The 25,738-nt window shown below is 67.1% G+C and carries 25 protein-coding genes; 8 read left to right on the top strand and 17 right to left on the bottom strand.

From position 1 onward, the window contains the following. Window positions 1-37 precede the first annotated feature (37 nt). Window positions 38-1,816 carry an SLC13 family permease gene (locus tag DRW48_RS07150; protein WP_114077426.1) on the bottom strand — a complete coding sequence of 593 codons (1,779 nt, stop codon included), beginning with the start codon at window positions 1,814-1,816 and terminating at the stop codon, window positions 38-40. Between the two features lie 254 nt (window positions 1,817-2,070). Further along, window positions 2,071-2,886, bottom strand: a complete 816-nt coding sequence (locus tag DRW48_RS07145) for a TIGR00282 family metallophosphoesterase (RefSeq protein WP_114075808.1) — start codon at window positions 2,884-2,886, stop codon at window positions 2,071-2,073. A gap of 115 nt (window positions 2,887-3,001) precedes the next feature. Here DRW48_RS07145 and DRW48_RS07140 point away from each other — a divergent pair, with 115 nt between their 5' ends. Then, window positions 3,002-3,706: an SOS response-associated peptidase gene (locus DRW48_RS07140; RefSeq protein ID WP_114075807.1), complete on the top strand. Its 705-nt coding sequence runs from the start codon at window positions 3,002-3,004 to the stop codon at window positions 3,704-3,706. A gap of 109 nt (window positions 3,707-3,815) precedes the next feature. Here the strand turns inward: DRW48_RS07140 and DRW48_RS07135 are convergent, their stop codons facing one another. From DRW48_RS07135 to ehuR, 13 genes are all read right to left on the bottom strand, one after another. Next, a complete protein-coding gene (locus tag DRW48_RS07135) occupies window positions 3,816-4,955 on the bottom strand; it encodes an alcohol dehydrogenase catalytic domain-containing protein (RefSeq protein ID WP_241963407.1) in 1,140 nt (379 codons plus the stop codon). Next, window positions 4,948-6,321 (bottom strand): aspartate aminotransferase family protein, encoded by a 1,374-nt coding sequence (locus DRW48_RS07130; protein ID WP_114075805.1) that lies wholly within the window; start codon window positions 6,319-6,321, stop codon window positions 4,948-4,950. The genes DRW48_RS07135 and DRW48_RS07130 overlap by 8 nt, the downstream gene beginning before the upstream one ends. Window positions 6,322-6,334: 13 nt before the next feature. Continuing rightward, window positions 6,335-7,783: an NAD-dependent succinate-semialdehyde dehydrogenase gene (locus tag DRW48_RS07125; protein WP_114075804.1), complete on the bottom strand. Its 1,449-nt coding sequence runs from the start codon at window positions 7,781-7,783 to the stop codon at window positions 6,335-6,337. Beyond that, on the bottom strand, window positions 7,783-8,859 hold the full coding sequence (gene doeB / locus DRW48_RS07120) for a N(2)-acetyl-L-2,4-diaminobutanoate deacetylase DoeB (protein ID WP_114075803.1): 1,077 nt from the start codon (window positions 8,857-8,859) through the stop codon (window positions 7,783-7,785). Before doeB ends, DRW48_RS07125 begins: the two co-directional genes overlap by 1 nt. Window positions 8,860-8,864: 5 nt before the next feature. Next, window positions 8,865-10,046: an ectoine hydrolase DoeA gene (gene doeA / locus DRW48_RS07115; RefSeq protein ID WP_114075802.1), complete on the bottom strand. Its 1,182-nt coding sequence runs from the start codon at window positions 10,044-10,046 to the stop codon at window positions 8,865-8,867. 7 nt (window positions 10,047-10,053) lie between these two features. Beyond that, window positions 10,054-11,034, bottom strand: coding sequence for a cyclodeaminase (locus DRW48_RS07110; protein ID WP_114075801.1), 981 nt, complete (start codon window positions 11,032-11,034; stop codon window positions 10,054-10,056). After that, window positions 11,031-12,011 (bottom strand): hydroxyectoine utilization dehydratase EutB, encoded by a 981-nt coding sequence (gene eutB / locus DRW48_RS07105; protein ID WP_199286177.1) that lies wholly within the window; start codon window positions 12,009-12,011, stop codon window positions 11,031-11,033. The genes DRW48_RS07110 and eutB overlap by 4 nt, the downstream gene beginning before the upstream one ends. Beyond that, window positions 12,008-12,757, bottom strand: coding sequence for an aspartate racemase/maleate isomerase family protein (locus DRW48_RS07100; protein ID WP_114075800.1), 750 nt, complete (start codon window positions 12,755-12,757; stop codon window positions 12,008-12,010). Before DRW48_RS07100 ends, eutB begins: the two co-directional genes overlap by 4 nt. Beyond that, a complete protein-coding gene (gene ehuD / locus DRW48_RS07095) occupies window positions 12,754-13,410 on the bottom strand; it encodes an ectoine/hydroxyectoine ABC transporter permease subunit EhuD (protein ID WP_114075799.1) in 657 nt (218 codons plus the stop codon). The genes DRW48_RS07100 and ehuD overlap by 4 nt, the downstream gene beginning before the upstream one ends. Continuing rightward, window positions 13,410-14,066 (bottom strand): ectoine/hydroxyectoine ABC transporter permease subunit EhuC, encoded by a 657-nt coding sequence (ehuC, locus tag DRW48_RS07090; protein WP_114075798.1) that lies wholly within the window; start codon window positions 14,064-14,066, stop codon window positions 13,410-13,412. The genes ehuD and ehuC overlap by 1 nt, the downstream gene beginning before the upstream one ends. 66 nt (window positions 14,067-14,132) lie before the next feature. After that, window positions 14,133-14,954 carry an ectoine/hydroxyectoine ABC transporter substrate-binding protein EhuB gene (gene ehuB, locus DRW48_RS07085; RefSeq protein ID WP_114075797.1) on the bottom strand — a complete coding sequence of 274 codons (822 nt, stop codon included), beginning with the start codon at window positions 14,952-14,954 and terminating at the stop codon, window positions 14,133-14,135. A gap of 50 nt (window positions 14,955-15,004) precedes the next feature. Beyond that, window positions 15,005-15,790: an ectoine/hydroxyectoine ABC transporter ATP-binding protein EhuA gene (gene ehuA / locus DRW48_RS07080; RefSeq protein WP_114077424.1), complete on the bottom strand. Its 786-nt coding sequence runs from the start codon at window positions 15,788-15,790 to the stop codon at window positions 15,005-15,007. 92 nt (window positions 15,791-15,882) lie between these two features. After that, window positions 15,883-17,268: a MocR-like ectoine utilization transcription factor EhuR gene (gene ehuR / locus DRW48_RS07075; RefSeq protein WP_114075796.1), complete on the bottom strand. Its 1,386-nt coding sequence runs from the start codon at window positions 17,266-17,268 to the stop codon at window positions 15,883-15,885. Between the two features lie 301 nt (window positions 17,269-17,569). Here ehuR and DRW48_RS07070 point away from each other — a divergent pair, with 301 nt between their 5' ends. Genes DRW48_RS07070 through DRW48_RS07060 form a run of 3 tightly spaced genes read left to right on the top strand, consistent with a single transcriptional unit; the run spans window position 17,570 to window position 20,468 of the window. Further along, window positions 17,570-18,631 (top strand): type III polyketide synthase, encoded by a 1,062-nt coding sequence (locus DRW48_RS07070; protein ID WP_114075795.1) that lies wholly within the window; start codon window positions 17,570-17,572, stop codon window positions 18,629-18,631. A gap of 8 nt (window positions 18,632-18,639) precedes the next feature. Continuing rightward, complete coding sequence (locus DRW48_RS07065) at window positions 18,640-19,356, top strand: methyltransferase domain-containing protein (RefSeq protein ID WP_114075794.1); 717 nt, start codon at window positions 18,640-18,642, stop codon at window positions 19,354-19,356. Continuing rightward, complete coding sequence (locus DRW48_RS07060; protein WP_114075793.1) at window positions 19,356-20,468, top strand: NAD(P)/FAD-dependent oxidoreductase; 1,113 nt, start codon at window positions 19,356-19,358, stop codon at window positions 20,466-20,468. The genes DRW48_RS07065 and DRW48_RS07060 overlap by 1 nt, the downstream gene beginning before the upstream one ends. Here the strand turns inward: DRW48_RS07060 and DRW48_RS07055 are convergent. Further along, a complete protein-coding gene (locus DRW48_RS07055; protein ID WP_114075792.1) occupies window positions 20,465-21,223 on the bottom strand; it encodes a phosphatase PAP2 family protein in 759 nt (252 codons plus the stop codon). The two genes, DRW48_RS07060 and DRW48_RS07055, sit on opposite strands and share 4 nt — an antisense overlap. Window positions 21,224-21,227: 4 nt before the next feature. Next, window positions 21,228-22,016: a COG4705 family protein gene (locus DRW48_RS07050; RefSeq protein WP_199286176.1), complete on the bottom strand. Its 789-nt coding sequence runs from the start codon at window positions 22,014-22,016 to the stop codon at window positions 21,228-21,230. A 366-nt stretch (window positions 22,017-22,382) separates the two neighbouring features. On the opposite strand from DRW48_RS07050, the gene DRW48_RS07045 reads away from it, so the two are divergent. From DRW48_RS07045 to DRW48_RS07030, 4 genes are all read left to right on the top strand, one after another. Continuing rightward, window positions 22,383-22,961 carry a PepSY domain-containing protein gene (locus DRW48_RS07045; RefSeq protein WP_114075790.1) on the top strand — a complete coding sequence of 193 codons (579 nt, stop codon included), beginning with the start codon at window positions 22,383-22,385 and terminating at the stop codon, window positions 22,959-22,961. 58 nt (window positions 22,962-23,019) lie between these two features. Further along, window positions 23,020-23,691: a winged helix-turn-helix domain-containing protein gene (locus DRW48_RS07040; protein ID WP_114075789.1), complete on the top strand. Its 672-nt coding sequence runs from the start codon at window positions 23,020-23,022 to the stop codon at window positions 23,689-23,691. After that, complete coding sequence (locus DRW48_RS07035; protein WP_162784697.1) at window positions 23,688-25,013, top strand: sensor histidine kinase; 1,326 nt, start codon at window positions 23,688-23,690, stop codon at window positions 25,011-25,013. The genes DRW48_RS07040 and DRW48_RS07035 overlap by 4 nt, the downstream gene beginning before the upstream one ends. An 87-nt stretch (window positions 25,014-25,100) precedes the next feature. Beyond that, window positions 25,101-25,676 (top strand): nitroreductase family protein, encoded by a 576-nt coding sequence (locus DRW48_RS07030; RefSeq protein WP_162784696.1) that lies wholly within the window; start codon window positions 25,101-25,103, stop codon window positions 25,674-25,676. Window positions 25,677-25,738: the final 62 nt, after the last annotated feature.

Below are 25,738 nucleotides of genomic sequence, written 5' to 3'. Positions count from 1 at the left end.
GCGGCGTCTTAGACAGCCGCGGGCCTCGGTTCAACCGTCACAGCGGCCAGAACAGCGGGATCGTCAGGCAGGCGGCAATTGCTGTGACGATGTCCAGCGGGATGCCGAGCCGAAGAAAGTCGCTGAAACGATAGCCGCCGGGGCCATAGACCATCATGTGGGTCTGATAGCCGATCGGCGTCGCGAACGCGACCGAGGCCGAGAACATCACCGCCACCACATAGGCCCGCGGATCGTGGTCCAGCCGTTGCGCCAGTTCGATGGCGATGGGCGTCAGGATGACCGCGACGGCGTTGTTGGACAGCACCTCGGTCAAGGCCAGTCCCAGCAGATAGACACAGACCAGTGTCCAGAAGGCGGGCAAGCCGCCAAGGAAAGGCTCGACCGCGTCGACCACGACCTCGACCGCGCCGGTATGGTCCAGGGCCGCGCCCACCGCGAGCATGGCAAAGATCATCGCCAGCAGCCGCGCGTCGATGAATTCGAAGGCCTCGTCGGCATCGACGCAGCCGGTGATCAGAACGATCGCCGAGGCGACCAGCGCCAGCGCCATGATTGGCGCCACGTCCAGCGCAGCCAGCAGCACCACCAGCAACAGCGCGGCGATGGCGAGCGGGGCTTGTTTGCGGCGGAACGGCTTTGCCACGGGCTGGCTGATGTCGACCAGGTCCATGTCGGCGGCGAGGCGGGCAATGTCCTCGGGCGCACCTTCCAGCAGCAGCGTGTCGCCGATGCGGACCTCCAGATCGTCCAACTGGCGGCCGATGTTCTGGTTGCGGCGGTGCGCGGCCAGCACATAGACGCCGTAGCGCCGACGCAAGCGCAGATCGCCTAGACGCCGGCCGATCATCCGTGCGCCCGGCGATATCAGCACCTCGACCGTCGCGGTCGCGACCGAACTGAGCTTGTCGACCAGTTGGAAATCCTTGGACTGCTGCATTTCCAGCAGGTCCGCCATCTCTGTGCGCAGCACCACCCTGTCGCCGGGCGACAGCATGACCTCCGACAGGTTGCGGCGCAGCGAGTTGTCGCCGCGCAGGACGTCCACGACCCGGACCGCCTCGCGCTTGAACATCGGGACGTCGTTGACGTTCTGGCCGACCAGGCTGCTGCCCTCGGGTACGGCGACCTCCGTGAAATATTTCATCTCGCGCCGTCCACCCAGTAGCGACGCCATGGAGTTGCGGACCGGCAAGAGCCGGTGCCCGACAAGTCCGATGAACAGCGCGCCCGCGGCGGTGACCGCAAGGCCGACCGGTGCAATCTCGAAAATGCCGAAGGGCGCCATGCCCTTTTCCTGCACGACCCCGTCCACCAGCAAGTTGGTCGAGGTGCCGATCAGCGAGATCATGCCCCCCATGACGGTGAAATAGCTTAGAGGCATCAACAGCTTGGATGGAGCGATGCCGCTGCGATGCGCGACCTGTATGACGATCGGGATCATCACCGCGACGACCGGCGTGTTGTTCATGATGGCCGAGGCAAAGACCACGAAGGCGAACATCGCGCAGATCGTGAGGATCGGACGCGTATCCGCCCGTCGGGCCACCAACTGGGACAGGATGTCCAGCCCGCCCGTTCGCATCAGGCCGCCCATGATGATGAACATGAAGGCGATGGTCCAAGGCGCGTTGTTCGAAAGAACGCCGACAGCCTCCTTGTAGGGTACGAGGCCGAGAATCATCATCACCGCGGCAGTGCCGATGGCGATCACCTCGGGAGGCTGCTTTTCGCGTATGAACATGATGAACATGACGGCGACGATGGCCAGCGACAGATATGCGCCCCAAGGACTGGGCACTTCAATTCCGAACATTATGGTCCTGTCAGACGCCTCCGGCTCTGCACCGGCGACGGCCATCTATCGCGGCGTTTGTCGGGGGCGCAAGCATGCTGTCGCCTAGATGTGTCGGGGCGGCCCCTCGCCGCGCATTGGCCCGCAACCTGGGGCTGCAGATCGACCGGAGCCTCATACGCACAGCGGGAAAGCCGACGCTCCGAAGATTGGCGTTGGCGATCAACTATTCGCGCAGCTTCCGTTGGTCGACGTGCCAAGGCGACCGTTCCGGGTCAGTCCAGCGGCGTCGGGGCCAACCGCCCGCCCTGCCGCACCGGCCGCACGGCCGTTGCCAGCCCGGTGCGGTCGTCGGTGGTGACAAGCACGCCTGACAGCGTCGCCTCACCCGCCGCCGGGGTGAACCGCTCGCGGGTCATGCCGGTCAGAAAACGGCGCATCGGCTCGGCCTTGTCCATGCCGATGACGCTGTCATAATCGCCGCACATTCCGGCATCGGACTGATAGCCTGTCCCGCGGGACAGGATCATCGTGTCGGCAGTGGGCACATGGGTGTGGGTGCCGACCACCAGGCTCGCGCGGCCGTCGCAGTAGTGGCCCAAGGCCATCTTTTCGCTGGTCGCCTCGGCATGCACGTCGATCACGGCCGCCTGCACCCCGCCACCGACGACATGCGCCCGCAGAACGGTGTCGATGGCTGAGAAAGGGTCGTCGAAGGGACGGCGCATGAACACCTGCCCCAGCAACTGCGCGACCAGCACTTTGCGACCGCGGCTGGCCTCGAACACGCGTGCGCCGCGGCCAGGGGCCTCGCGCGCGAAGTTCAGCGGACGGATGACCCGGGGCTCACGCTCGATGAAGGTCAGCATGTCCTTCTGGTCGAAGGCATGATCGCCGAGGGTGACGCAATCCGCCCCAGCGTCCAGGATCAGCTGCGCATGCGGGCCGGTCAGGCCCATTCCGCCTGAGGCATTCTCGCCATTGACGACCACGAAATCGGCGCGCAGCGCGTCGCGCAGGGGTCGTAGACCGGTGGCGATGGCGGCGCGTCCGCTGCGACCCATGACGTCGCCGAGAAACAAGATCTTCATCCGCGCAACCTATGCCGGGGCGGCCGCCAGCCTCAAGGCCTCCAATGGTTACATGCAACACTAGCGAGCGTGCCCCACTGGCAGCGGTCCCGTGGCTTCGGTAGAACCGCGCCGCATGTGCAACCTTTATTCCCAGACCAAGGGTCAGGCGGCGATCGTCGCGGTGACTAAGGCAATGCGCGATCTGACCGGAAACCTGCCGCCGCTGCCCGGCATCTGGCCCGACACTCGCGCGCCGATCGTGCGCGCCGGCGCTGACGGCGTGCGCGAACTGGCAATGGCCCGCTGGGGCTTGCCGACGCCGCCCCAGCACCTGACCACGCGGCGCGATCCGGGCGTCACCAATGTGCGCAACACTGCCTCGCCCCACTGGCGCGGCTGGCTGGGCCCGGCGCATCGCTGCCTGGTGCCGCTGACCGCCTTTGCCGAGCCACGCTCCACCGCCGGCCGGGGGTCCGGGAATGTCTGGTTCGGCCCGGCCGAGGCGGGCCAGCAGATGTTCTTTGCAGGCCTGCACGTTCCCAACTGGCGCAGCATCCGCAAGGTCAAGGATGGCGAGACGGTGGACGACCTCTACGCCTTCCTGACGACCGCACCGAATGCCGAGGTCGCGGCCGTCCATCCCAAGGCGATGCCGGTGATCCTGACCGACCCGCAGGATTGCGAGGACTGGCTGACACTGCCGTGGCCCGACGCGCGGCAGTTGCAGCGGCCCCTGCCTGATCACAGCCTGGTCGAGGTGGATGACCCGACCCTGATCGAGGCGGATGAGCCGCCCGTCGTGCTTCCAAACCCGCCGGCCCAGGGCTCGCTGTTCTGAGACCTTCGATGCGGGGTCCGGAGCGTTGTTCCGCACCGACATCGCCCCCGCCGGAATCGGCTGATTCCTCGCCCGTGCCGCATGCCGCACCGCCGGCGTTGCATGCCTCTCAAACGGCCATCGCCGTTGGGGCGCCGTGTTCAGCCCATTGGCTGTCCGGCACGATCACCATCTTGCCGGCGAAACCGGACGAGCGCTCGGCAAAGGCGACCTCGGCCTCGCGCAGCCGGGACAGCGGGACGGTTCCTGCCAGAACCGGTCGCAGGCGGCCTTCACGGATCCAGTTGATCAGCCGTTCCGCCTCGGCGCGCGTGCCGTGGGACACGCCAGCGATGCGGATCTGGTTCAGGTAGACCAGCGTCCAGGGGATCTGCGTCAGGTTGCCGTTGCTCGCACCGGCGATCGACATCCGTGGCGGCGTCGCCCGGCTTGGCATGTCGTGGCACATCGCCTGCAGCAGCGGCACGGTCATCTCGCCACCCACCAGGTCCATCACGGCATCGATCCGGCCGGCGCCGTCCAGCACCGCCGCCTCCAGATCCCCCGCGCCTCGGTGAATGACCGCCTCGGCACCCAGATCGCGCAGCACCTCGTCCTTGCCGGGACTGGCGAGGGCAAACGGCACCGCGTCCAGAACGCGGCACAGCTGGATGAGCGCCGTTCCGACCCCTCCGCTGGCCCCGGTCACCAACACCCGGTCCCCGGCCGAGACTGCTGAAGACGTCAGCATGTGCAGCGCGGTGTGCCAGGCGCACATGCCCAGCGTCGCCAGCTGCGCGTCGCTGAGGTCGGCGTTCGGAACATGGTGGAACTGGCCCGACGGAAAAACGCCGTATTCCGCAAAGCCGCCATCCGCGCCGTGGCCGTAATAGTCCGGAGCGAGGTTCAGATCGCGCCGCGCGTCGGGATAGATGTTGAAATCCAGCAGCCCGCGCTGACCGATCCGCGCCGGATCGACGCCCGCGCCCACGGCAGCCACGCGGCCGACCACGTCGGCGCCCTGGATGCGCGGAAACTGCAGCGTGTCCCCGGCCATCCGAAACGATGCCACCGCCCCATCGGCCGAGGTATCGTAGAGCCCCTGGCGCACCTTGCGGTCGGTGTTGTTCTTGGCAGTCGCGGTCACGCGGACCAGCACCTCGCCCGGTCCCGGTTGCGGGACGGGCCAGTCGGACCTGATCTCGATCATTTCGGGGCCGCCGTGCCCGGTCAGCACGGCGGCCTGCATCACTGCCGGGATGTCAGCCACCCAGCACCTCGCGCACCGCCTCGGCGGTGACAGAGACGATGGTGTCCGCCTCGGACCGCGTCAGACACAGCGGCGGGGCAAAGCCGATGATGTCACCCTGCGGCATGGCACGGGCGATAACCCCGCGCTTCAGCATCGCCGCAACCGCCTTGCCGCCGACCCCGGCGGAGGGGTCAAAGAAGGCGCGGGTATCGCGGTTCTCGACCAGTTCGACCGCGCAGAGCATGCCTTCGCCGCGCACCTCGCCGACATTGGGGTGATCGCCCAGAACCTTGGTCATTTCAGCGTTCAGATAGGCGCCCACCTCGCCGGCGTTGGCGACGAGCCCTAGTTCGTCGATCAGTTTCAGGTTGGCGACGCCGGCGGCGGCCCCGATGGGATGGGCCGAATAGGTCCAGCCGTGGCCAAAGACCCCGTTCTCGTCGGTGCCCTGCATCAGCACGTCCCAGACCCGCTGGCCAACGATGGTCGCCGACAGCGGCGCATAGGCCGAGGTCAGGCCCTTGGCGCAGGTGATCAGGTCCGGTTTGATCCCGTAATGATCCGAGCCGAACATCGATCCCAGCCGCCCAAAGCCGGTGACCACCTCGTCGGCGATCAGCAGGATGTCGTGCCTGGCCAGCACCTTCTGGATCGCGTCCCAGTAGCCCTTGGGCGGCGGTACGATCCCGCCCGTGCCCAGCACCGGCTCGCCGATGAAGGCAGCGATGGTGTCCGGCCCCTCGGCCACGATCAGCTGCTCGAGCTGCTCCGCGCAATGGGCGCTGAAGTCCTCCTCGGTCATTCCCGCGTCCTTGCGGCGGAAGTAATACGGCGCCTCGGTATGGATCACCTGCGCCAGCGGCAGGTCGAACTTCTTGTGAAACAGCTCGAGCCCAGTGAGGCTGCCCGTCATCAGGCCCGAGCCGTGATAGCCACGCCAGCGGCTGATGATCTTTTTCTTCTGCGGCAGGCCACGGATGTTGTTGTAATACCAGACCAGCTTGACGTTCGTCTCGTTCGCGTCAGATCCGCCAAGGCCGAAATAGACCCGCGCCATGCCCTCGGGCGCGCGGTCCATCACCATCTTGGCCAGCGTGATCGCGACCTCGGACCCGTTGCCGGCATAGGCATGGTAATAGGCCAGCTCGCGCGCCTGTTCGGCGATGGCCTCGGCGATCTCCTGGCGGCCATAGCCGACGTTCACGCAGTAAAGCCCGGCAAAACCGTCCAGCAGGCGGTTGCCGTCCCGGTCGGTGATGTGGACGCCCTCGCCGCCCGTCACGATTCGCTGCGGCGCCTCGCCCCGCGCGAACTGGCCGAGATTGGTCGAAGGGTGGAAAAAGCTTTCGCGGTCCCACAGGCCCAATTCATCGTTGCTCAGCATGGTAATCTCCTCACTACGACCAGTCGCGGCAGACGTATTTGATGTCCGTGAAGGCCTCCAAACCGTGGCGCGAGCCTTCGCGCGACAGTCCGGATTGCTTCATGCCGCCAAAAGGGATGGGCGCGCCGGTCACCTTGGTGCGGTTGACGGCAACCATCCCGAAATCGAGCGCGCGCGTCAGACGGTAGATGCGGCGCGGGTCCTGGCTGTGGACATAGGCCACCAGCCCGTATTCGGTGTCATTGGCGATGCGCACCGCCTCGTCCTCGGTATCGAAGGGGACGATGGCGGCCACGGGACCAAAGGTTTCCTCGTGAAAGATTAGCGCGTCGGTCGGCACGTCGGCCAGCACCGTGGGCTGGTAGAACAGCGGCCCCTCAGGCGCCCGTTGACCGCCCGTCAGGACGCGCGCGCCGCGAGCCAGCGCGTCGGCGACGTGCTGTTCCTGCTTTTGCACCGCGCCCTCGTTCATCAGCGGGCCAAGGTCGCGGTCAAGTGCCCCCGGACCCAGCGTCAGCTGGCTGGCGCGTTCGGCAAACGCCGCGCAGAACCGCTCGTAGATCGGGCGCTCAACGAGGAAACGGTTGGCGCCGAGGCAGTCCTGGCCGCTGGTTGCGAACTTGGCCTTGATGGCCTCGTCGACGGCCTGATCGAAGTCCGATGCCGCAAACACAATAAAGGGCGCGTGGCCCCCCAGCTCCAGCACCAGCCGTTTCACCGTGTCGGCCGACTGGCGGTAGAGCAGCTTGCCGATTTCCGTCGACCCGGTGAAGGACAAGGCTCGCACGCGGGGATGCGCGGTCCAGGCGCCGACGATCTCCGGCGCGACGCCGGGCAGGACGTTGAAAACCCCGGGCGGCAATCCAGCGCGGTCGGCAAGCTCGGCGAGTGCCAAAGCCGACAGCGGCGTTTCGGCCGAGGGGTGGCACACAACCGTGCAGCCCGCGGCGATGGCAGCTGCGGCCTTGCGGGTCAGCATGGCGCTGGGGAAATTCCACGGCGTGATCAGCGCGGCGACGCCGACTGGCTCGCGCCAGAGTTCCATCTCGGCTGTCGCAAGATGCGAGGTCACGCTTTCGATGTTCGGGCGCTTGGCTTCCTCGGCGTAGAACTCGACGAAGCTGGCGGCGTAGTCGATCTCCCCGCGGGCTTCGGACAGGGGCTTGCCCTGCTCGGCGACCATGATCTGCGCCAGGTCCTCGCGGTTCTGCACGATCAGCTCGAACCAGCGCCACAGCGCCTCGGCACGGTTCTGCGGCAGCTCCCACGCCCAGTCGTCAAAGGCGCGGTAGGCGATCTCGACCGCCTCGCGCGCGGCCTCGGCGTCCAGCCGGGCAACCTGGGCCACGATCTCGCCCGTGGCCGGGTCCGTCACGTCAAAGCGGCCCGAGCCGGCGAGCCACTGGCCGCCGACATAGCCGTCAGTGCGCAGCAGCGAGGGGTCGGCAAGGTCGAGTGTCATCAGGCGATCTCCTCGATCTCGCGCGGGCCCGGGCCTTCCATGTCCTCGGCGCCCGGGACCTCCACCCCGACGACGGCCAGGCAGTCGCCCGGCTTGACGATGCCGGGGACGTGGCGCGCGCACAGGATGCCGCTGCGTCCGGCTGGCAGGATCGCGGGCGCTACCCCGGTGCGGCCGGTCGGCCAGAGGCGCGCGACTGGCTCGCCCTTGGTGACGGGATCGCCCAGATCGGCGCAGAACTCGACCAGCCCGCCGTCCTCGGCAAAGACGAAGCAATCGGAATCGGGCATGTCGAGCCAGCGCGTCGCGGCCTTGGGCACCTCGCCCTTCAGGATCCCGGCGGCGACCAGCAGGTTGCGCAGGCCGTCGCGGGCGATGCGAATGGTGCGCGCGGTGGCGGTGCCGCCGCCGCCCAGTTCCGTCGTGACAAAGACCTTGCCCATTTCTTCGGCGGCGGTGTCGTACATGCCGATGGCGTCGATCTCGAGCATGCGCACGCTGAAGGGCGCGCCGAAGGCCTCGACCAGTTCAAAGGCGCGGGCCTCTTGCGCGCGGACTTCCTCGCCCTCGGCCGGCAGGATGTGCGCGGCGCAGAACGGCAGGAAGTCCAGCGTCTTGCCGCCGGAATGAAAGTCCAACACCACGTCCGCCATGGGCAGCAGCACGCGCTGGAAGTAATCGGCGATCTTTTCGGTCACCGTGCCGTCCGGCCGGCCCGGAAAGCTGCGGTTCAGGTTTCCGCGGTCGATCGGCGAGGTGCGCGTGCCGGCCGCGAAGGCCGGCTGGTTCATCGCCGGCACGATGATGACGCGGCCGGTCACATCCTCCGGGCGCAGACTGGCGGCGAGGTCGAACAGCGCCAGCGGACCCTCGTATTCGTCGCCATGGTTAGCGCCGGTCAGCAGCGCGGTGGGTCCGGTGCCGTTGCGGACCACCGTGATGGGGATCACGACAGACCCCCAAGCGCTGTCGTCGCGGCTGTAAGGCAGGCGCAGGAATCCATGCTGGATGCCGTCGCGGTCGAAATCCACGGTGGCGAGGATCGGCGATGCGCGCAACGGGGCGGGGGCGGACATGTCGGTCAGTCCTTCACGAACAGCTTGCGCGGCACGCTCGCCAGCAATTCCGGCGCGCCTTCGGTGATGATGATGGACTCGGTGATCTCGAGGCCCATTTCGTCTGACCAGAGGCCGGTCATGAAATGAAAGGTCATGCCGGGTTCCAGCACAGTCTGGTCGCCAGGACGCAGGGACATGGTACGCTCGCCCCAGTCCGGCGGATAGCTGACGCCGATGGGATAGCCGGTTCGGCCGTCCTTGATGATGCCGTATTTCTTGAGGACGGCGTAGAACGCGCCCGCGAACTGCTCGCAGGTGTTGCCGGCACGTGCGGCCTCGAGCCCCGCCTCCATACCCTCCAGCACGGCTTTTTCACCCTCGACGAACACCTTGGGCGGCTTGCCCAGAAAGACGGTGCGCGACAACGGGCAGTGATAGCGGTGATAGCAGCCTGCGATCTCGAAGAAGGTGCCTTCGTTCGGCTTCATCGGCTTGTCGTTCCAGGTCAGATGCGCGGCGGCCGCCTCGCGCCCCGACGGCAGCAGCGGCACGAGGGCCGGGTAGTCGCCGCCAAAACCGTCGGTGCCGCGGATGCCTGCATCATAGATTTCCGCGACGAGGTCGTTCTTGCGCATCCCCGGTTCGATTACATCGAAGATGCGCTCGTGCATCCTGGTCACGATCGCGCCGGCCTTGCGCATGTAGTCGAGTTCGGTGGCCGACTTGACCGCGCGCTGCCAGTTGACCAGCGCGGTACAGTCCGAGAACCGCGCGTTCGGAAGGCCCGCCTGCAGCGCGGCAAAGGCGCGGGCGGTGAACCAGTAGTTGTCCATCTCGACGCCGGTGCGCAGCCCGCCCCAGCCCTTGTCGGTCAGGATCGAGGACAGAAGATCCATCGGATGCTTCTGGGTGTTCATCACGTAATCATCGGGGTAGCCGATGATATTGACCTCATCCAGATAGGCGGTGAAGCGCGCGCCCACGGCGTCCATGGCCCGGCCGAAAAAGATCGGCTCGCCCTGCGGCGGGACCAGCACGCACTGGTGGACGTAGAAGGACCAGCCGTCATACCCGGTCAGCCAGTTCATGTTGCTGGGGTCGGTGACGATCAGCAGATCGACGCCTTTCGCCTCCATCGCGCTTCGGGTCTTGCGCAGGCGGTCGGCATATTCGGCGCGGGTGAATTTCAGCTCGATGTCGGGCATGATGTCCTCAGGCGGTGAAGGTCTGGCCCGCCCCGGCCGCGCGGGCGCGCGTCAGGGCAAAGGCGGCGATTGCGGTGTCCTGGATGCCGGTGCCGGTCAGGTCGGTCACGGTGATGGCGGCGGGATCGGTGCGGCCGGGCGCGAGTCCGGCAATGACCTGCCCCAGTTCCGGAAATATCGCGTCGGGGGCGGCCAGCCCGGCGGCAATGGCGTGGTGCAACTCGCCCTGAATGCGTGTCTGGGCGAGGCGGTCGGCGACATAGGTGCCCCCCGCCAGCAGCGCGGGGGCGAGTTCGTTCTTGTGCGGCGCGTCCGAGCCCATGGCAGTGACATGCGCCCCGGCGGCCGCATGGTGCAGGATCGGCTCGCTGGCGGGGGTGGTCGTGACGATCACGTCCGCCCCTTCGACCGCCGCCTCGACGCTCGCCGCCGCCGCGATGGGAAAATCGAGCGCCTGCGCCATCTCGGCCGCAAAGGCCTGCGCCTTCGCGCCGTCGCGTGCCCAGACGCGCGCCGCCCGGATAGGCCGCACCAGCGACAGCGCCCGCAGTTGCATGCGCGCCTGCATCCCGGCGCCAAGGATCGCGGCGCTCGCGGCATCCGCGCGTGCGAGGTGTCGGGCGGCCACTGCGCCCGCGGCGGCGGTGCGCAGGTCGGTCAGGTAGCCGTTGTCCAGCAGCAACGCCTCGACCAGCCCGGTCTCGGCCGACAGCACGACCATCATGCCGTTCGTGGACGGCAGGCCCCGCGCCGGATTAGCGAAAAAGCCTGGGCTGATCTTGATCGCGAAATGCGGCAAGCCCGGCAGATAGGCGGTTTTCACGTCAACCTCGCCCAGCGGCATGTCGAGGCGCATGACGGGCGGCATGACGACAGCTTGGGTCGCCAGCGCGCGAAAGGCACCCTCCATGCTGTCGATCGCGGCGAGGTCCAGCGGCACCAGCGCGCGCAGTTCGGCCTCGGTCAAGATGATGATCGGCGGTCTCATGCCGCAACCCCGTTTGCGCCGGCGATGACGCGGGCGTGCAGGGACGGGTCGATATTCCTGCCCGAGAGGATGGTGACGACGGGGCCGCGCGGGCGGACCTTGCCCGCCAGCAGCGCAGCGTGGCCGACGGCGGCAGCGCCCTCGATAATGTGGCCGATGGCATGCAGGTGGCGGAGCGCGGCGGCGATTTCCGCCTCGCTGACCAGCACCGTGTCGTCCAGCAGCGCCTGGCAAATCTGAAAGGTAACGCGGTTGTCGAGGCCGATGCCGCCGCCGAGCGAATCCGCCAGGCTGGGCTGCTCGGCCACCAGCGTCGGGCTGCCGGCGGAAAGGCTGGCGTGCATCGCCGCGCCACTTTCCATCGTGATGCCGATGACGCGCGCCCGAGTCAGCAGCGCCTTGACGGCGAGGGCGACGCCGGCGGCAAGGCCGCCGCCCGACAGCGGAACCAGCACGATTTCAGCTTCCGGCGCGTCCTCGGCGATCTCGATGCCAAGCGTCCCCTGCCCCGCCACGATGGCCGGGTCGTCAAAGGGCGCGACCGGGGCCATTCCCTCGCCGGCTACCGCGCGGGCGACCTCGGCCATCGCCTCGTCCTGGCTGGCGCCGATGATGCGCAGCTCTGCCCCCAGATCGCGGATCGCAGCCAGCTTGTTGGCCGGGACCAGCCGCGACAGGCACACCACGGCCCGCGCCCCGGACAGGCGCGCGGCATGGGCCAAGGCCCGGCCGTGGTTGCCGGTCGAGGCGGTGACGATGCCCCGCGCCAGTTGGTCGGCCGACAGCGAGAGGACCGCGTTGCTCGCCCCGCGCAGCTTGAACGAGCCGGTGTCCTGCAGATGCTCGGCCTTCATCAGCACGGTCACGCCCAGCCGCGCGGACAGCACCTCGTCGCGCAGCAGCGGCGTTCGGCGCACCCGGCCGGCGATGCGGTCATGCGCGGCGCGGATATCCGCAAGATCGACCGGCAGGCTCATGGCGTCGCCATCAGTGCGCCGGGCGCAGCGGCGCCGGTATCGCCGCAAGCACGCAGCACCGCCCATGCGGTGGCGAGGTTGGCCGAAACGACTGGAACGCCCGCCGCCGCCTCGATCTCGGCGATGCTTTCGACCGCCCGCAACGCGGTGCAAGCGATGAACAGCGCGTCCGATCCGGCCTCGACGGCAGCCCGTGCCTGCACCGCCAGCGTGACGCCGTTGATCCGGGCCATGGCGCGATCATCGGTCTGGCCCATGCAGCTGACGCCGGCGAGATCGAAGGCTTCGGCGAACAGCGCCGCCATCGGCGCGGTCGTCTCGGGCAGGTAAGGCGTCAGCAGGCTGATCCGCCGCGCGCCGAGCGCGCGCAGCGCCGCGAACCCTGCCGAGATCGGCGTGATCGCGGTGACGCCCGGCCGGCCACCCTCGATCGCCGCGCGCACGCGTTCGTCGCCGATGACAACGGAGGCCGAGGTGCAGGAATAGACGACCGCATCCAGCGCCTCGCCGGGCAGGATCAGACCTGCTGCGGCGCCGATATCCGGCGCCATTGCGGCCAGCGTCTGCGGCGTCACGGGATTGGCAAAGGGAATGCGGGTGACATGAACCGCAATGCCGCGCGGCACCAGCACACGGGCGTAATCGAGTTCCGTCGTCATGTCGGTCGACAGTGCGATCAGCCCGATCCGATGCGGCGTCGGATCGCGGTCGAGGACGACCGGCAAGGGGGACAGGCGCGGGGTCATGAGCGCCTCCCATACCGGCGCTCCAGCCAGCGCAGCCCGATGACGGAGATCACGCTGACGATCAGGAACAGCGCGCCAACCATGGTCATCGGCTCGACATAGCGGAAATGGGTGTTCGCCACCGATTTCGCCTGGTTCATCATTTCCAGCACGGTGATGGCCGACAGCAGCGGCGTTTCCTTGAACATCGCCAGCAGGTAGTTCGCCATCGCCGGGATCATCGGCGGCACGGCCTGCGGGATGATCACATGCACCCATGTCTGGCGCATGGTCAGGTTCGTGGCGCGCGCGGCCTCCCACTGGCCGCGGGCGACGGATTCGATGCCGCCGCGATAGACCTCGGCGAAGTAGGTCGCATAGTGCAGGCCCATGCCGATAACGCCCGCGGCCAGCGCGGGCAGCCGGATGCCGATGTCGGGCAGCACGTAGAAGATGAAGTAGAGCTGGACCAGCAGCGGCGTGCCGCGAATGAACTCGACGATAAAACCGGTCACCCGCGCCACGATCCGGTTGGACGACCGGCGCAGGATGGCAAAGACCAGGCCCAGCACCACGGCGACGCCCGCGCCGAGGATGGTGGCGATGATCGTGACCTTCAGGCCCTGCAGCAGGACCGGCAGGATCTGCCAGGCGAAAGCCCAATCCCAACCCATCAGCGCACCCCGTCCAGGCCGCGGGTCGCCCGACGCTCGACCCAGCGCATCAGGCGCGAGATCACGAGCGACAGGACAAAGTAGAGGACGAGGATTGTCAGGAACGGGACCATCGTGTTGCCGGTCTGCGAGCGTACGACCTGCGCCTGGAACGTCATGTCCGACAGCGAGATCAGCGAGACGATCGCCGTGCCCTTGAGCAGTTCGATCGCATTGTTGCCAAAGGTCGGCAGCATCAAGGGCAGCGCCTGCGGCAGGATCACATGCCGCATCCGCTGCCAGCCGGTCAGGTTCAGCGCCACCGTCGCCTCGTACTGGTCCTTGGGCACCGCGAGGATCGCGCCGCGCACCACCTCCGCCCCGTAGGCGCCGACGTTGAGGCCGAGGGCGAGAACCCCGGCCTGCATCGGGCTCAGCGCGAGGCCGGTCAACGGCAGGACGAAATAGATCCAGAACAGCTGGACGAAGATCGAGGTGCCGCGAAAGAACTCGATATAGGCGGTAGCCAGCCAGCGCACCGGCGCCCAAGGCGCAATGCGGCCCATGCCGGCGACGAATGCGACCACCAGCGCGAGCGCGCAGCCCATCACCGTCAACTGCACGGTGACCCATGCGCCCTGCAGGATGAGCGTCAGATATCCGGCCCAGTCGCCCATAAGGCCCCGCGCTTGCGTGTTTCACTCAGGAAATGCGGCCGCGGGATCGGTCCCGCGGCGCCTTGGTCACTGCTGCGCGCAGAGCGCCTCGCGGTTGGTCGACAGCGCCGCATCGGCCGAGAAGCCATAGGGCTCGATGATCTTGGCGAATTCGCCGGACTTCTTGAGGGCCGCCAGTTCGACGTCGAACGCGTCACGCAGCGTCTCCTCGCCCTGCCGGAAAGCAACGCCGTCGCAATAGACCGGCGCGCCTTTGACCGGGGCAAACACCTCGAGGTTGGCGTCCTTGGACTTGGCCAGCAGGTCGTTCAGCGACAGGACGGGCAGCGAATAGGCGTCGATCCGCCCGTCCTGCAGCATCTTCAGGCCGGATTGCGGATCGGGCACGACAACCAGCCGGTCGCGCGGCACGCCCGCGTCGAGGGCCAGCTTTTCCTCGGTGCCGCCGCCTGGCGCCCCGAGGCGGGCGGTCGCGTTGGTCGCGAAATCGGCATAGGACTGGAAGGCCTTGGGATTGCCCTTGGGCACCAGCAGGGCCTCCGCATCGCAAAGCACCGGCTCGGAGTAGAGCACCGCGGCACAACGCTCGGGCTTCATGAACAGGCCCGCCGCGATGGCGTCAACGCGGCGCGCCTGCAAGCTGGGGATCATCGCGCCGTATTCGATCACTTGCGCCTCGAGCGTGGGCACGCCCAGCTTTTCAAACACCGCGCGGGCGACATCGGGCGCGGCGCCCGAAACCTTGCCGGCAGAATCGATCGCGGTGAAGGGCGGCTCGTTGCCGATGGCGATGGTCACCTTGCCCGCAGATTTCAGATCGTCGAGTTTATCGGCCCAGGCCATCGCCGGCGCGGCGAGGATCATTGCGGCCAGCACACAGGTTTTCATGGTCTTCTCCGCTGTTGGTCTTGTTGTTTGGTCTTGTTGTTCGGTGTCGCTCACACGCGGTGGCCCGCGGCGATGATCTTGCGCAGGAAGGTCCGGGTCCGGTCCTGCACCGGATTGGAAAAGATCTCGTCGGGGGGCCCTTCCTCGCAGATCCGACCGCGATCAAAGAACAGCACGCGATCCGCGAACTCACGCGCAAAGCCCATTTCATGGGTCACGAGCAACATGGTCATGTCGGTCTCGGAGGCGAGGCGCTTCATCACCTCCAGCACCTCCTCGACCAGTTCGGGATCCAGCGCCGAGGTCACTTCGTCGAACAGCATGATCTCTGGACGCAGGGCCAGGGCGCGGGCGATGGCGACGCGCTGCTTCTGGCCGCCAGACAGCTGACTGGGCATCGCGTCGGCCTTGTCGGCAAGGCCCACCATCTCCAGCAACTCGCGCGCCCGCGCCTCGGCTGCGGGGCGTTTCTCGCCCGTGGTCAGGATCGGCGCCAGCGTAATGTTGTCCAGCACCGACTTGTGCGGGAACAGATTGAAATGCTGAAAGACCATGCCGATGTGGCGGCGCATCTTGTGCAGATGCGCCTCGTCCGCGGCCACTTCGGCGCCGTTCTTTTGCATGTGGAACAGCGGCTCGCCGCAGACTTCGATGCGACCGCCCGACAAAGCCTCCAGCGTCATCAGCATCCGCAGGATGGTGGTCTTGCCCGATCCGGATGGGCCGATCAGCGCCAGCTTCTCGCCCTTGCGGACATCGAAGGACAGGCCGTCGATGACACGCAGGGTGCCGAATGATTTTTGTGCATCGCGGACGCGAATGATCGGTTGATCCAAGGCCGTGCTCACCGTGCTGTTGAGCGCAGGATTGGCCTGCCAGATTGTCATGTCAATCATTATGATCGTATCATGACAATTTAGACGATTACTCAGATCAAAGGCAGCATTGGCTCGGCTGTCTGGTTCAACATTCCTCGCACGAGCAGCAGGCCGCGACGCAGGTCGTCGATGCCCGCCGCCCCCAGCGCGATCCGCACCGCGCCGCCGCCGGGGCGGTCGCATGGCCGGAACGAGCGGCCGGACGCGATGGCGACCCCGCGCTTATGCGCCTGGGTCACGAACTCGTCCTCGGCAAGGTTGGGCGGCAGCTCGACCCACAGATGCAGGGCCTGCGGATGTGTTCGGACCGAGAGGCCGGACATCAGCTCCGCCGCCAGCCGGTGCCGGACCGCCAGCGCCTTGCACTGCCAGTCGATCAGCCCCGAGATCGTGCCATCCAGGATCCAGTGGCTGAGCAACTCGACCATCACCGGAGTCGCGATCCAGTTGGTGACCAGATGCCGGTTCGAGGCGGCGGTCGCCAGCCGCTCGGGCACTACCAGATAGGCCACGCGCAGGCCGGGCAGTGTAGTCTTGGTAAAGCCGTTGATATGCAAAACTCGCTCGGGCGCCAGCGCCGCATAGGGCGGCGGCCGGTCGACGATGATCGAGTTGAGCATGTCATTCTCGATAATCGTCAGATCGTGGCGGCGACAGATCGCGACGATTTCGGCCCGATGATCGGCCCCGGCAACAATCGCGCGCGGGTTGATCCCTGCCGGCTGCAGATAGACGGCGTGAAGGTTTCCACGCCGCGCCAGCTTGTCCAGCCCGGCGGGCGAGATGCCCTCGTCGTCCAGCGGCAGCGATTCGAGGTGCAGGCCCAGGTAGCGGACCAGCGGGAACAGCAGGTGGTGGGTCAGGCTTGGAGCGGCGAGCGTGCCGCCTGGCGGGACCGCTGTCATGATCGCAGTGGTGATCGCCGGTGTCGCGCCGTCGGTGATGACGATCCGTTCGGGCGGCACGTCGATCCCGCCGCGCGCCAGCCAGTTGGCGGCGACCTGGTGGTGCGCCGGCAGGACCGAGTTCACGCGGAACGACAGGGCAGCGGGCGGCGGCAGGTTATCGGCCAGCCAGCCGAGCCCCTCGCGCATCTTGTCCAGGTGCATCTGGTCGGTGACGGGCTTGAGGATCGACAAGTCCACCGCCTCGCGGCTACGCTGCGCCAGATAAGGCGCCCGCGGCTCGGCCCCGGCCGGCAGGACAAAGCTTCCGCGTCCCACCTGCCCCGCGACAAGCCCGCGCCGCCCAAGCTCTTCATAGGCGCGCGATACGGTCTGCAGCGACAGCCCGAGCAGATCGGCAAGCTGGCGCTGCGGCAACAACCGTTCCCCGGTCGCTAAGGCGCCTCGCTGGATTGCCTGGGCAAACTGCTCGGCAAGCGAGAGATAGGCGGGCCGGCTCAGCGCGGCGGCATCGGGCAACCAGGGGTTCATGCACCGGTGCTACCCACTCTGTCGGCAGATGCAAGACAATCCGGTGGATTGTTATGGGTTTTGGCTCAAGCGTCGGACTGCTCCGGTGGACAAACGGGACAGGGACGCTGCGCAGTGACAGGGACGATCCTGCCCAGAAACGAAGGTCCCCCGGACAGCAGCTTCAGGGGCAAACCTCCTCAGCAAGGCGTGATGCGAACGGGATGGGGCCAAAAGCACCGCCTGCGCGTTGGGGACGGTTAGCCTCGGATGACAGGGGTTCTCGCGTGGCGACCAACTTCCTGCAGATGGAAAGAGGCTAATGGGTGTTTTCCTTAATCGCGTGTCCACGGTCGTGCCGCCGAACGATGTGCACAAGACCTTCATCGACTTTGCCATGGGCCAGCTGGACGAAAGGACCGTTCCGGTGTTTCAGCGGCTGGTCCAGCGCAGCCAGATCGAGCATCGCTGGTCAGTCCTGACCCCCGCTGGCAGCGATCAGCCCGATGCGGTCGATTCCGAGGGAATCTACCGGCGCGGCGCGTTTCCTTCCACCGCCACCCGCATGCGCCTGTTCGAGCGGTTCGCCCCTGACCTGGCTGAAAAGGCCGTTGCCGGACTGGAACTGGGCGCAGGTGCGCGCGATGTGACCCATGTCATCGCGGTCTCCTGCACCGGCCTGTCGGCCCCCGGCCTCGATCTGGAACTGGTCGAGCGCTGCGGCCTTAATCCGTCCGTCGAACGCACCGTAGTGGGCTTCATGGGCTGCTATGCCGCAATCAACGCCCTCAAGCTGGCGCGGCATATCGTCCGTTCGGAGCCCGCCTCGCGGGTTCTGGTGGTCTGTGTCGAACTTTGCACCTTGCACCTGCAGCAGACGAACAACCTCGAGCAGGTACTGAGCTTTCTGGTGTTCGGCGACGGCTGCGCGGCGGCCCTGATCTCGGCCGATCCGTCCGGCCTCAATCTTGACAGCTTTCACGCGGCCCTGCTGCCGGAGGCGGGCGAGCAGATCACCTGGACGGTTGGCGATCAGGGCTTTGACATGTTCCTGTCCGGGCAGGTGCCCGCCTCGGTCGGCACGGCCCTGCGGCTGGACCGCGGCCGGATCCTCGACAATGCGGCCATTGATGAGATCGATCTTTGGGCAGTCCATCCCGGCGGCCGCTCGGTGCTGGATGCGGTCCAGACCGCGCTTGCACTGGACGCTTCAGCCCTTGCAGACTCGCGCGAGGTGCTGCGCCGGTTCGGCAACATGTCCTCCGCAACCATCCTTTTCGTGCTGGACCGCATAATGAAGCGCGCTAGGCCCGGTGAGCGTGGCTGCGCCATGGCCTTTGGACCGGGCCTCACAGCCGAGACGATGCTCTTCACTGCAGCCTGAGGACTGTCATGGCACGTGATCTGTCCCGCCGGTCGAACGAACCTGAGTTGATGGATGGGGAGGACGTCGATTACGAAACCCTGCGCGGCTGCCTGCAGGACTTGGCCCGGGTGAATGTGTTGTCGCTCGGGCACCGGCCGACGCTGGCCTTGCTCGATACGCTGAGGCACGGGGGGCGCCTCCCAGCGGACCGGCCGCTCGCAGTGCTGGACGTGGGCAGCGGCTACGGCGATCTGCTGCGCGCGGTGGACCGCTGGGCGGCGCGGCGCGGCGTTCCGGTCCGCCTGACGGGGCTGGACCTCAGTCCGTGGTCCGCCCGCGCGGCCTGCGAGGTGCCGGGCAGCGACACGATCCGCTGGGAAACGGGGGACGTGTTCGACTACGCGGGCCGGGCAGATGTCGTGGTGAGCTCGCTTTTCACCCACCATCTGGACGATGCTCTAGTAACACGCTTCCTTCGCTGGATGGAGGATCGGGCCTCCGTTGGTTGGTTTATCAACGACCTGCACCGCCACCGCCTGTCCCATGCCGCATTCGGGCCGCTGGCGGCCGCCCTGCGCATGCATCCCTTCGTTCGGCACGACGGACCGGTGTCGATTGCCCGCGCCTTTGTACCCGAAGACTGGCGGCGGCTGATCCACGCGGCGGGGATTCCGTCCGGCGAGGTCCGCATCCAGCGGTGGTTTCCGTTCCGCCTCTGCCTCAGCCGCATCAAGGCGGGTTGATGCCTTCGGTGCTGGTCATCGGCGGCGGCCTTGCCGGCGCTGCCGCCGCGACCCACCTGGCCCGCGCCGGATGCGAGGTGCTGCTTCTGGAGCGTGAGCGTGGGCCGCACGACAAGGTCTGCGGCGAGTTCCTCAGCTTCGAGGCGCAGGACGAGTTGCGTGATTTAGGCGTCGATCTGCAGGCGCTGGGCGCGGTGCCGATCAATCGGGTCGCGCTAGCCTACAAGCAGGCCGAGACTGCAACGCCGCTCGATTTCACCGGCCTCAGCCTGTCGCGCCGCGTTCTTGACGAGGCGGTGCTGGCCCGGGCCATCGCAGCAGGTGCGCAGGTCCGGCGGGGCGTTCGCGCGACCACGCTGGAGCGGTCGGGGGGCGGCTGGTCGGTCACAACCGATACAGGCGAAACAATCAAGGCGCAGGCGGTTTTCCTCGCAACCGGCAAGCATGACCTTCGCGGCTGGCGGCGGCCGTCCGGGCCGCAACCGGACCTGTTGGGCTTCAAGATTTACTGGCGCCTGGCCGGGCCCTGCTCGCTGGGCAGTACGGTGGAACTGCACCTCTTTCCCTCCGGCTACGCCGGCCTGCAAATGGTCGAGGGGGGCCGCGCCAACCTGTGCCTCGTGGTGCACAAGGCGGCCTTCGCTGCGCTGGGTGGCAAATGGGAGGCGCTTGTCACCCATCTGCGCGAGACCTGCCCCAGCCTCGCCGCCCGGCTGAGCGGGGCGGCACCCTGCCTGCCCCGGCCCCTGGCAATCGCCGCCATTCCCTACGGCCTTGTCCAGCGGCACAGCGAGGGCGTGTGGCGGCTTGGCGATCAGGCGGCGGTAATTCCGTCCTTTACCGGCGAAGGAATGTCCCTCGCCCTGCACAGCGCCCGACACGCCGTAGAATGGTTTGAGGCCGGGCGCAGCGCAGAGGATTACCAGCGAAAGCTGGCGCGCGATCTGGCCGGACAGGTCCGCCGCAGCACGCTCGCCTCTCGCGCATTGGTGGCGCCGATCCCGCAGGGACTCATCGGGCGCCTGCTGACCCCAATGCTGATGCGCCGGACGCTGCGAACGACGCGCATCCGGCCGTCGGTCAGGGCAGGCTTGGCCGATCTGTCCAGCTAGGCGGCCGTTTCCGGCCGAGCCAGCCGGGCGTCTGCCTTTACCCGTCTGCCAAACCGGAAGGCACTGCGATCCGTCTCGCGGCTGAACACGACGATGTAGGTGGTGGGCACGACGATCCCCATCATCAGCGCGGCAAAGATGACATCGCTGAGGAAGTGGCCGCCAAAGACGACCCGCAGGATCGAGCCGCAGCCCGCATAAAGGAGGGCGGCCACCACCGCCCAGATCCGCTGGTCTCGTCCAAGCCGCGGCCAGGCCAGCAACAGGGCGACCAGCGCGAGTGCGGTCACCGCGCTGCCCTCGCCCGAAACAAAGCTGCAATTCACGCTGCACTGGTCGGACGGCAGCAGCGGCGAGGAATAGAGGTGCTGTCCGCCAAACTCCAGGATGTTGCGCGGGCGCGCCCGGCCCCAGAACGACTTGAAGATGCCATTGGCGACCAACCCAGGCCCGAGGGCGTAGGACAGCAAGGCAAAGCTGATCGCGCGATTTTCCAGCCGCGCCCGGGCGGGGCGCACCAAGTTATGAACCAGTATCAGGAGCAGCGCGATCATCGTGCCGTCGGTCGTCAGGATGAAGCCGTTGCGCATCGCGACCCATAATGGCTGATGCGCGACCGGAAAGCCCTTGACGGTGCCGAAGAGGTTGCTGACCGCCAGATCGGCCTGCGGCATTGCCGCGAAAAAGGCCACGGCAATCAGCAGTCCGATGATCGAGCCGGCGATGAGCCGGCGGGCGAGAATGTCCGGGCCCATGCGCTCAGGCCCGGCGGGATTGTTCAAGGTCGATGCGGCTGATCGCCAGATAGGCGACCAGCCCGAGGATGGCGACCAAGAACGTCTCGCTGGTCAGCACCGTGCCAAGGCCGAGGCCGCCATTCGCGACCGGCTGGGCCAGGAAGTCGCCGAAGCTCGCGCCCAGGGGCCGGGTCAGCACATAAGCGATCCAGAAGGCCAGCACCGGACCGATCGCACCGATGCGCCATGCCGCGAAGACTGCCGCGATGCCTGCGCCAAAGATCCGCGCCGAGGGCAGGTAGCCGAGGCCCAGACGCTCGGCCATCAGATCGCCCGCCGCCGTGCCCAGCGCGAAGGTGAACAGGATCGCCAGCCAGTAGAACCCTTCGCGGGCGGGGGTGTCGATGGCATGTATCGACAGGGTGCGCTCGCGCAGATACCAGATCGCGAAGGTGGCGATCAGCGCCGCCGCAAAGGCGGCGGTCGTGACCGTCAGCGGCACGCCATAGGTGTCGACAAGGCTGTCGGTAATCAGCGTACCGACGATCGAGATCATCGTGACCGCCGGCCAGTAGACCCAGGGGCGGTAGCGGTCGGTCCTGAACTGCAGGGCAAGAACGAGGGCCAGCACGCCCAACATCAGCGCCGAGGTCACCGGCAGGCCGAGCTTCATCTTGAAGATCAGGTAATCGGCCCCGGTCTCGCCGAGGGTCGTCGCCATGATCTTGATGGCCCAGAAGATGGCCGTCACCTCGGGCACCTTGTTGAAAAGGGTGCGCGCGAAGGGCCTGGTTGCCCGCATATTCGACATGATGAACCTCATCCGCAGCAGGATGCCGCCAAGCCGCAGAATGGATGTCCGATGTGACGGGCAGTTCGGGCGAAGATTGTATTTCTGTAATGAAAGGTGAAATTTTTGTGGCCGATCCATCGGTTACGGCGGCCTTCAGGGCGCAGGATGGTCGAAGTTGACTGGGCTACGGAGTTCACGGACGGCCGGCGCCCGGTCCACCGAACGCACCGGCGACCGCCCATCGCGCACTTTTAGAGCCGGGCCCGCCGGCGATATCTGAGGTTACGCACAGATAATGCTCCCGCGATTTGCGCGTCAGTCACGCATCTCATCTTTCCCTCAGCGGCAGGCAGAACGCCGGCCGCCCACTGAGGAGACACAGGAATGAAACGCAGCATCATCACGCTTCTCACCGGAACCATGGTGTCGGCCGCCGCCCTCGGAGTCGGCGCGGCCTGGGCTGGCGGCAAGAATGATCCGGCCGAGGTCGCGCTGTTCCAGAAGGCCACGCAAGACGTCCACGCCGCAATCGCATCTGCCGAAGGTGCAACCGGCGGCAAGGCAGTCGAGGCAGAGTTCGACGACCACGACGGCACCGGATCGTGGGACGTCATGACTCTCACCGCTGCTGGTAGCGCGGAGGTCAAAGTCGACGCCGCGACCGGGCAAGTCGTCAAGGACCAGGATACGGGCGACAAGGACAAGACCGAGGCAGTCACGCCCGAACTCCTGGGGGCGCCCCTGTCCGATCTGGCAACCGCGGCAGAGACCGCTGGCGACGGCAAGGTCATGTCGATCGACTATGAGCGTGAGGACGGCAAGAACCTCGGCATCGCGGTCGAGATTGTCAAAGCCGACGGAACCATCCACGACTTCCTCATGAACCCCGCTGACCACAAGCTGACGCCGGTGGTGGAAGGTCAGGGCGACGACGAGGGTGGCGAAAACGACGCTGAAGGCTGAACGTGACGCGCAAATGACTGCCGGCCCGTTCAGGGCCGGCCCAACTGGAAGGACAGCGATGCGCATTCTGGTTATCGAGGATGATCGCACCACCGCCGATTACCTCGTGCAGGGACTGCGCCAGGAAGGGCATGCAGTTGATCTAAGCCAAAACGGTCGCGAGGGGTTGATCACCGCGCAGACCAATGATTTCGACGTTCTGGTAGTGGACCGGATGTTGCCCGACCTGGACGGGCTGTCGCTGGTGCGGACCTTGAGAGCGGCAAAGAATCTGACGCCCGCGATCTTTCTGACCGCGCTCGGCGGCGTCGATGACCGGATCGAGGGGCTGAACGCCGGTGGCGACGATTACCTGGTCAAGCCCTTCGCCTTTGGCGAGCTTTCGGCCCGGATCAATGCGCTCGCCCGCCGCCCGCAGATGCAGGAGACCGAGGCCATCCTGACCGCAGGCGATCTGCGCATGGACCTGATCCGCCGCAGGGTGACGCGGGCAGGCGAGGGGATCGACCTGCTACCGCGCGAGTTTGCGCTGCTCGAATGCCTGATGCGCCGCAAGGGCCGGGTGCAGACCCGTACCATGCTGCTTGAGGCGGTCTGGGACCTCAACTTCGACCCGCAGACCAATGTCGTGGAAAGCCACATCTCGCGATTGCGGGCCAAGGTGGACAAGCCATTCGCGACCGAGATCATCCAGACGGTGCGCGGTGCCGGCTATCGGATCGACCCGTGAGCCATTGGGGCGCAGTCTGGCGCACCACGCCAATGCGCCTGACGATGCGGCTGGTCGCGCTGTTCGTGCTGGTCAGCCTGCTGGCCTTTGCCGCGGCCTGGTGGCTGACCAACAAGACCCTGCTCGCTGCGATCGAAACCACGCTGGAGCAGGAGATTGGCGAGTTGACTGCCTCGGGTCAGCCCGAGGGCATTGCAGCCGCGGTCCGGGGCGTAGCGGCAACCGCCGATCCCGACCACCTGATCGTTCGGTATGACGGAGCGCAGGGTGCGGTCGGTAATTACCAGGGCCCCCTGCCCGACGGCCGGATCCGCCAGGCAGTGCTGGAGGATGAGGTGCGCGACGTCGACGGCGCCTATGTCCTGCTGAGCGAGCCGGTGCCCGGCGGGACGCTAACTGTGGGCCAGGGAGCCGATGCCTTTGACGAGTTGCGCGAGATCTTCTCGCGGGTGCTGGCCTTTGCCATGCTGCCGACCGCGCTGATCGTGCTGGCCGGCGGCCTGCTGATCGCGCGAAGGGCGGCCAACCGCTCGACCGCCATCGAGGCCACCCTGGCGCGGCTGACGGCGGGCGATCTGGCTGCGCGCCTGCCGCCGATGCCCGGCCCGGCCGACGATCTCAGCCGGGTCGGCGCCGGCATCGACAGACTGGCGGCCGCGCAAGAGGCGTCGAGCGCCGCCCTGCGCCAGGTTTCGGCCGACATCGCCCACGATCTGAAAACACCGATCCAGCGGCTATCGGTATTGTTGGACCGCGCACGGGCCGAGGCTCCGGACCTCGAGTCGCTGGACCGCGCGGCGGACGAGATGCAGGGCATCGTCGCCACCTTCGAGGCGCTGCTCCGTATCGCCCAGATCGAGGGCGGCAGCCCCCGCGCCCGCTTCGCCCCGGTCGCGCTCGGCCCGCTGGTCGCGACGATGGCCGAGCTTTTCGAGCCGGCGGCCGAGGAAAGCGGCCATAGCCTGACACTGTCGCTGGATCGCCCCGCGACAATCCGCGGCGACCGCACCCTTCTGGGGCAACTCGTGACCAACCTGCTCGAAAACGCATTGCGACACAGTGCACCCTGCCCCGTCGCGCTGAGCGTTGAAGGAGCGACGGTTACCGTTGCCGACCGCGGCCCCGGCATCCCGGAGACCGAGCGCCAGGCTGTGCTGCGCCGCCTTTACCGCCTCGACCGCAGCCGCTCGACCCCCGGCAGCGGGCTTGGCCTGTCGCTGGTCGATGCCATCGCCAAGCTGCACGGCGGCCAGCTGGAGTTGGCTGACAATAAACCGGGGCTACGCGTGAGCGTGCAGTTCGACGAAAGCGGAAACCCCTAGGTTCCGGCGTCTGCGGCGAGACAAATGATCGCTTTCGGTGGTGCTGCGGGTAAGGTGTCCCGCTCTAACGACGCGAGGCAAACCGACATGGACCTGTTCGATGCCCTGCGCTTGAGGCGCACCGTTCGCGAGTATTCGGACGCGCCGCTCACCGCCGAAGTAGTGCGCCAAGTCATCTGGGCCGCGCAAGGCGCGACCGGGCAGGAAGGGGGACGCACGGCGCCGTCGGCCCATGCGCTTTACCCCCTCCGCCTGCGCCTCGCTGTGCGCGCCGTCGCGGGGGTCGAGACCGGGATTTACGATCCTTGCGCCGATCCGTGGCAAAAGCTTGCGACCGGCGATCATGGCCCCGCACTCGAGGCGGCGGCGATCGGCCCACAGCCGTGGCTGGCGAACGCCGCCGCCATCCTGACGGTCTGCGTCGACATGATGGCCGCCGCGACCCATTTCGCAGACCAGCCACCCTATGGCGAGCGGGGCCTGCGCTATGGATGGATCGAGGCGGGCGCCGCCGCGCAAAATGCCCTGCTGGCGGCGACGGCGACGGGCCTCGGCGCCGCGCTGATCGCCGGCTTTCATGACGAGGCAACGGTTGCCGCGATCCAGCTGCCGCCGCCCTTGGTGCCCGCCTGTCATATCTGTCTGGGGCACCTTCCCGCCTGACGTCGGGTTTCTGGCGAGAAGAGGGACCCTGTTCAGCCGATTCCGGTCGGTGGGACGCTTAT

It is taken from the genome of Paracoccus suum, assembly GCF_003324675.1.
In the GTDB taxonomy this organism is placed as follows: Bacteria; Pseudomonadota; Alphaproteobacteria; order Rhodobacterales; family Rhodobacteraceae; genus Paracoccus; species Paracoccus suum.
The sequence above is the reverse complement of the archived record's forward strand: the minus strand, read 5'-3'. Positions and strand labels throughout refer to the sequence as shown.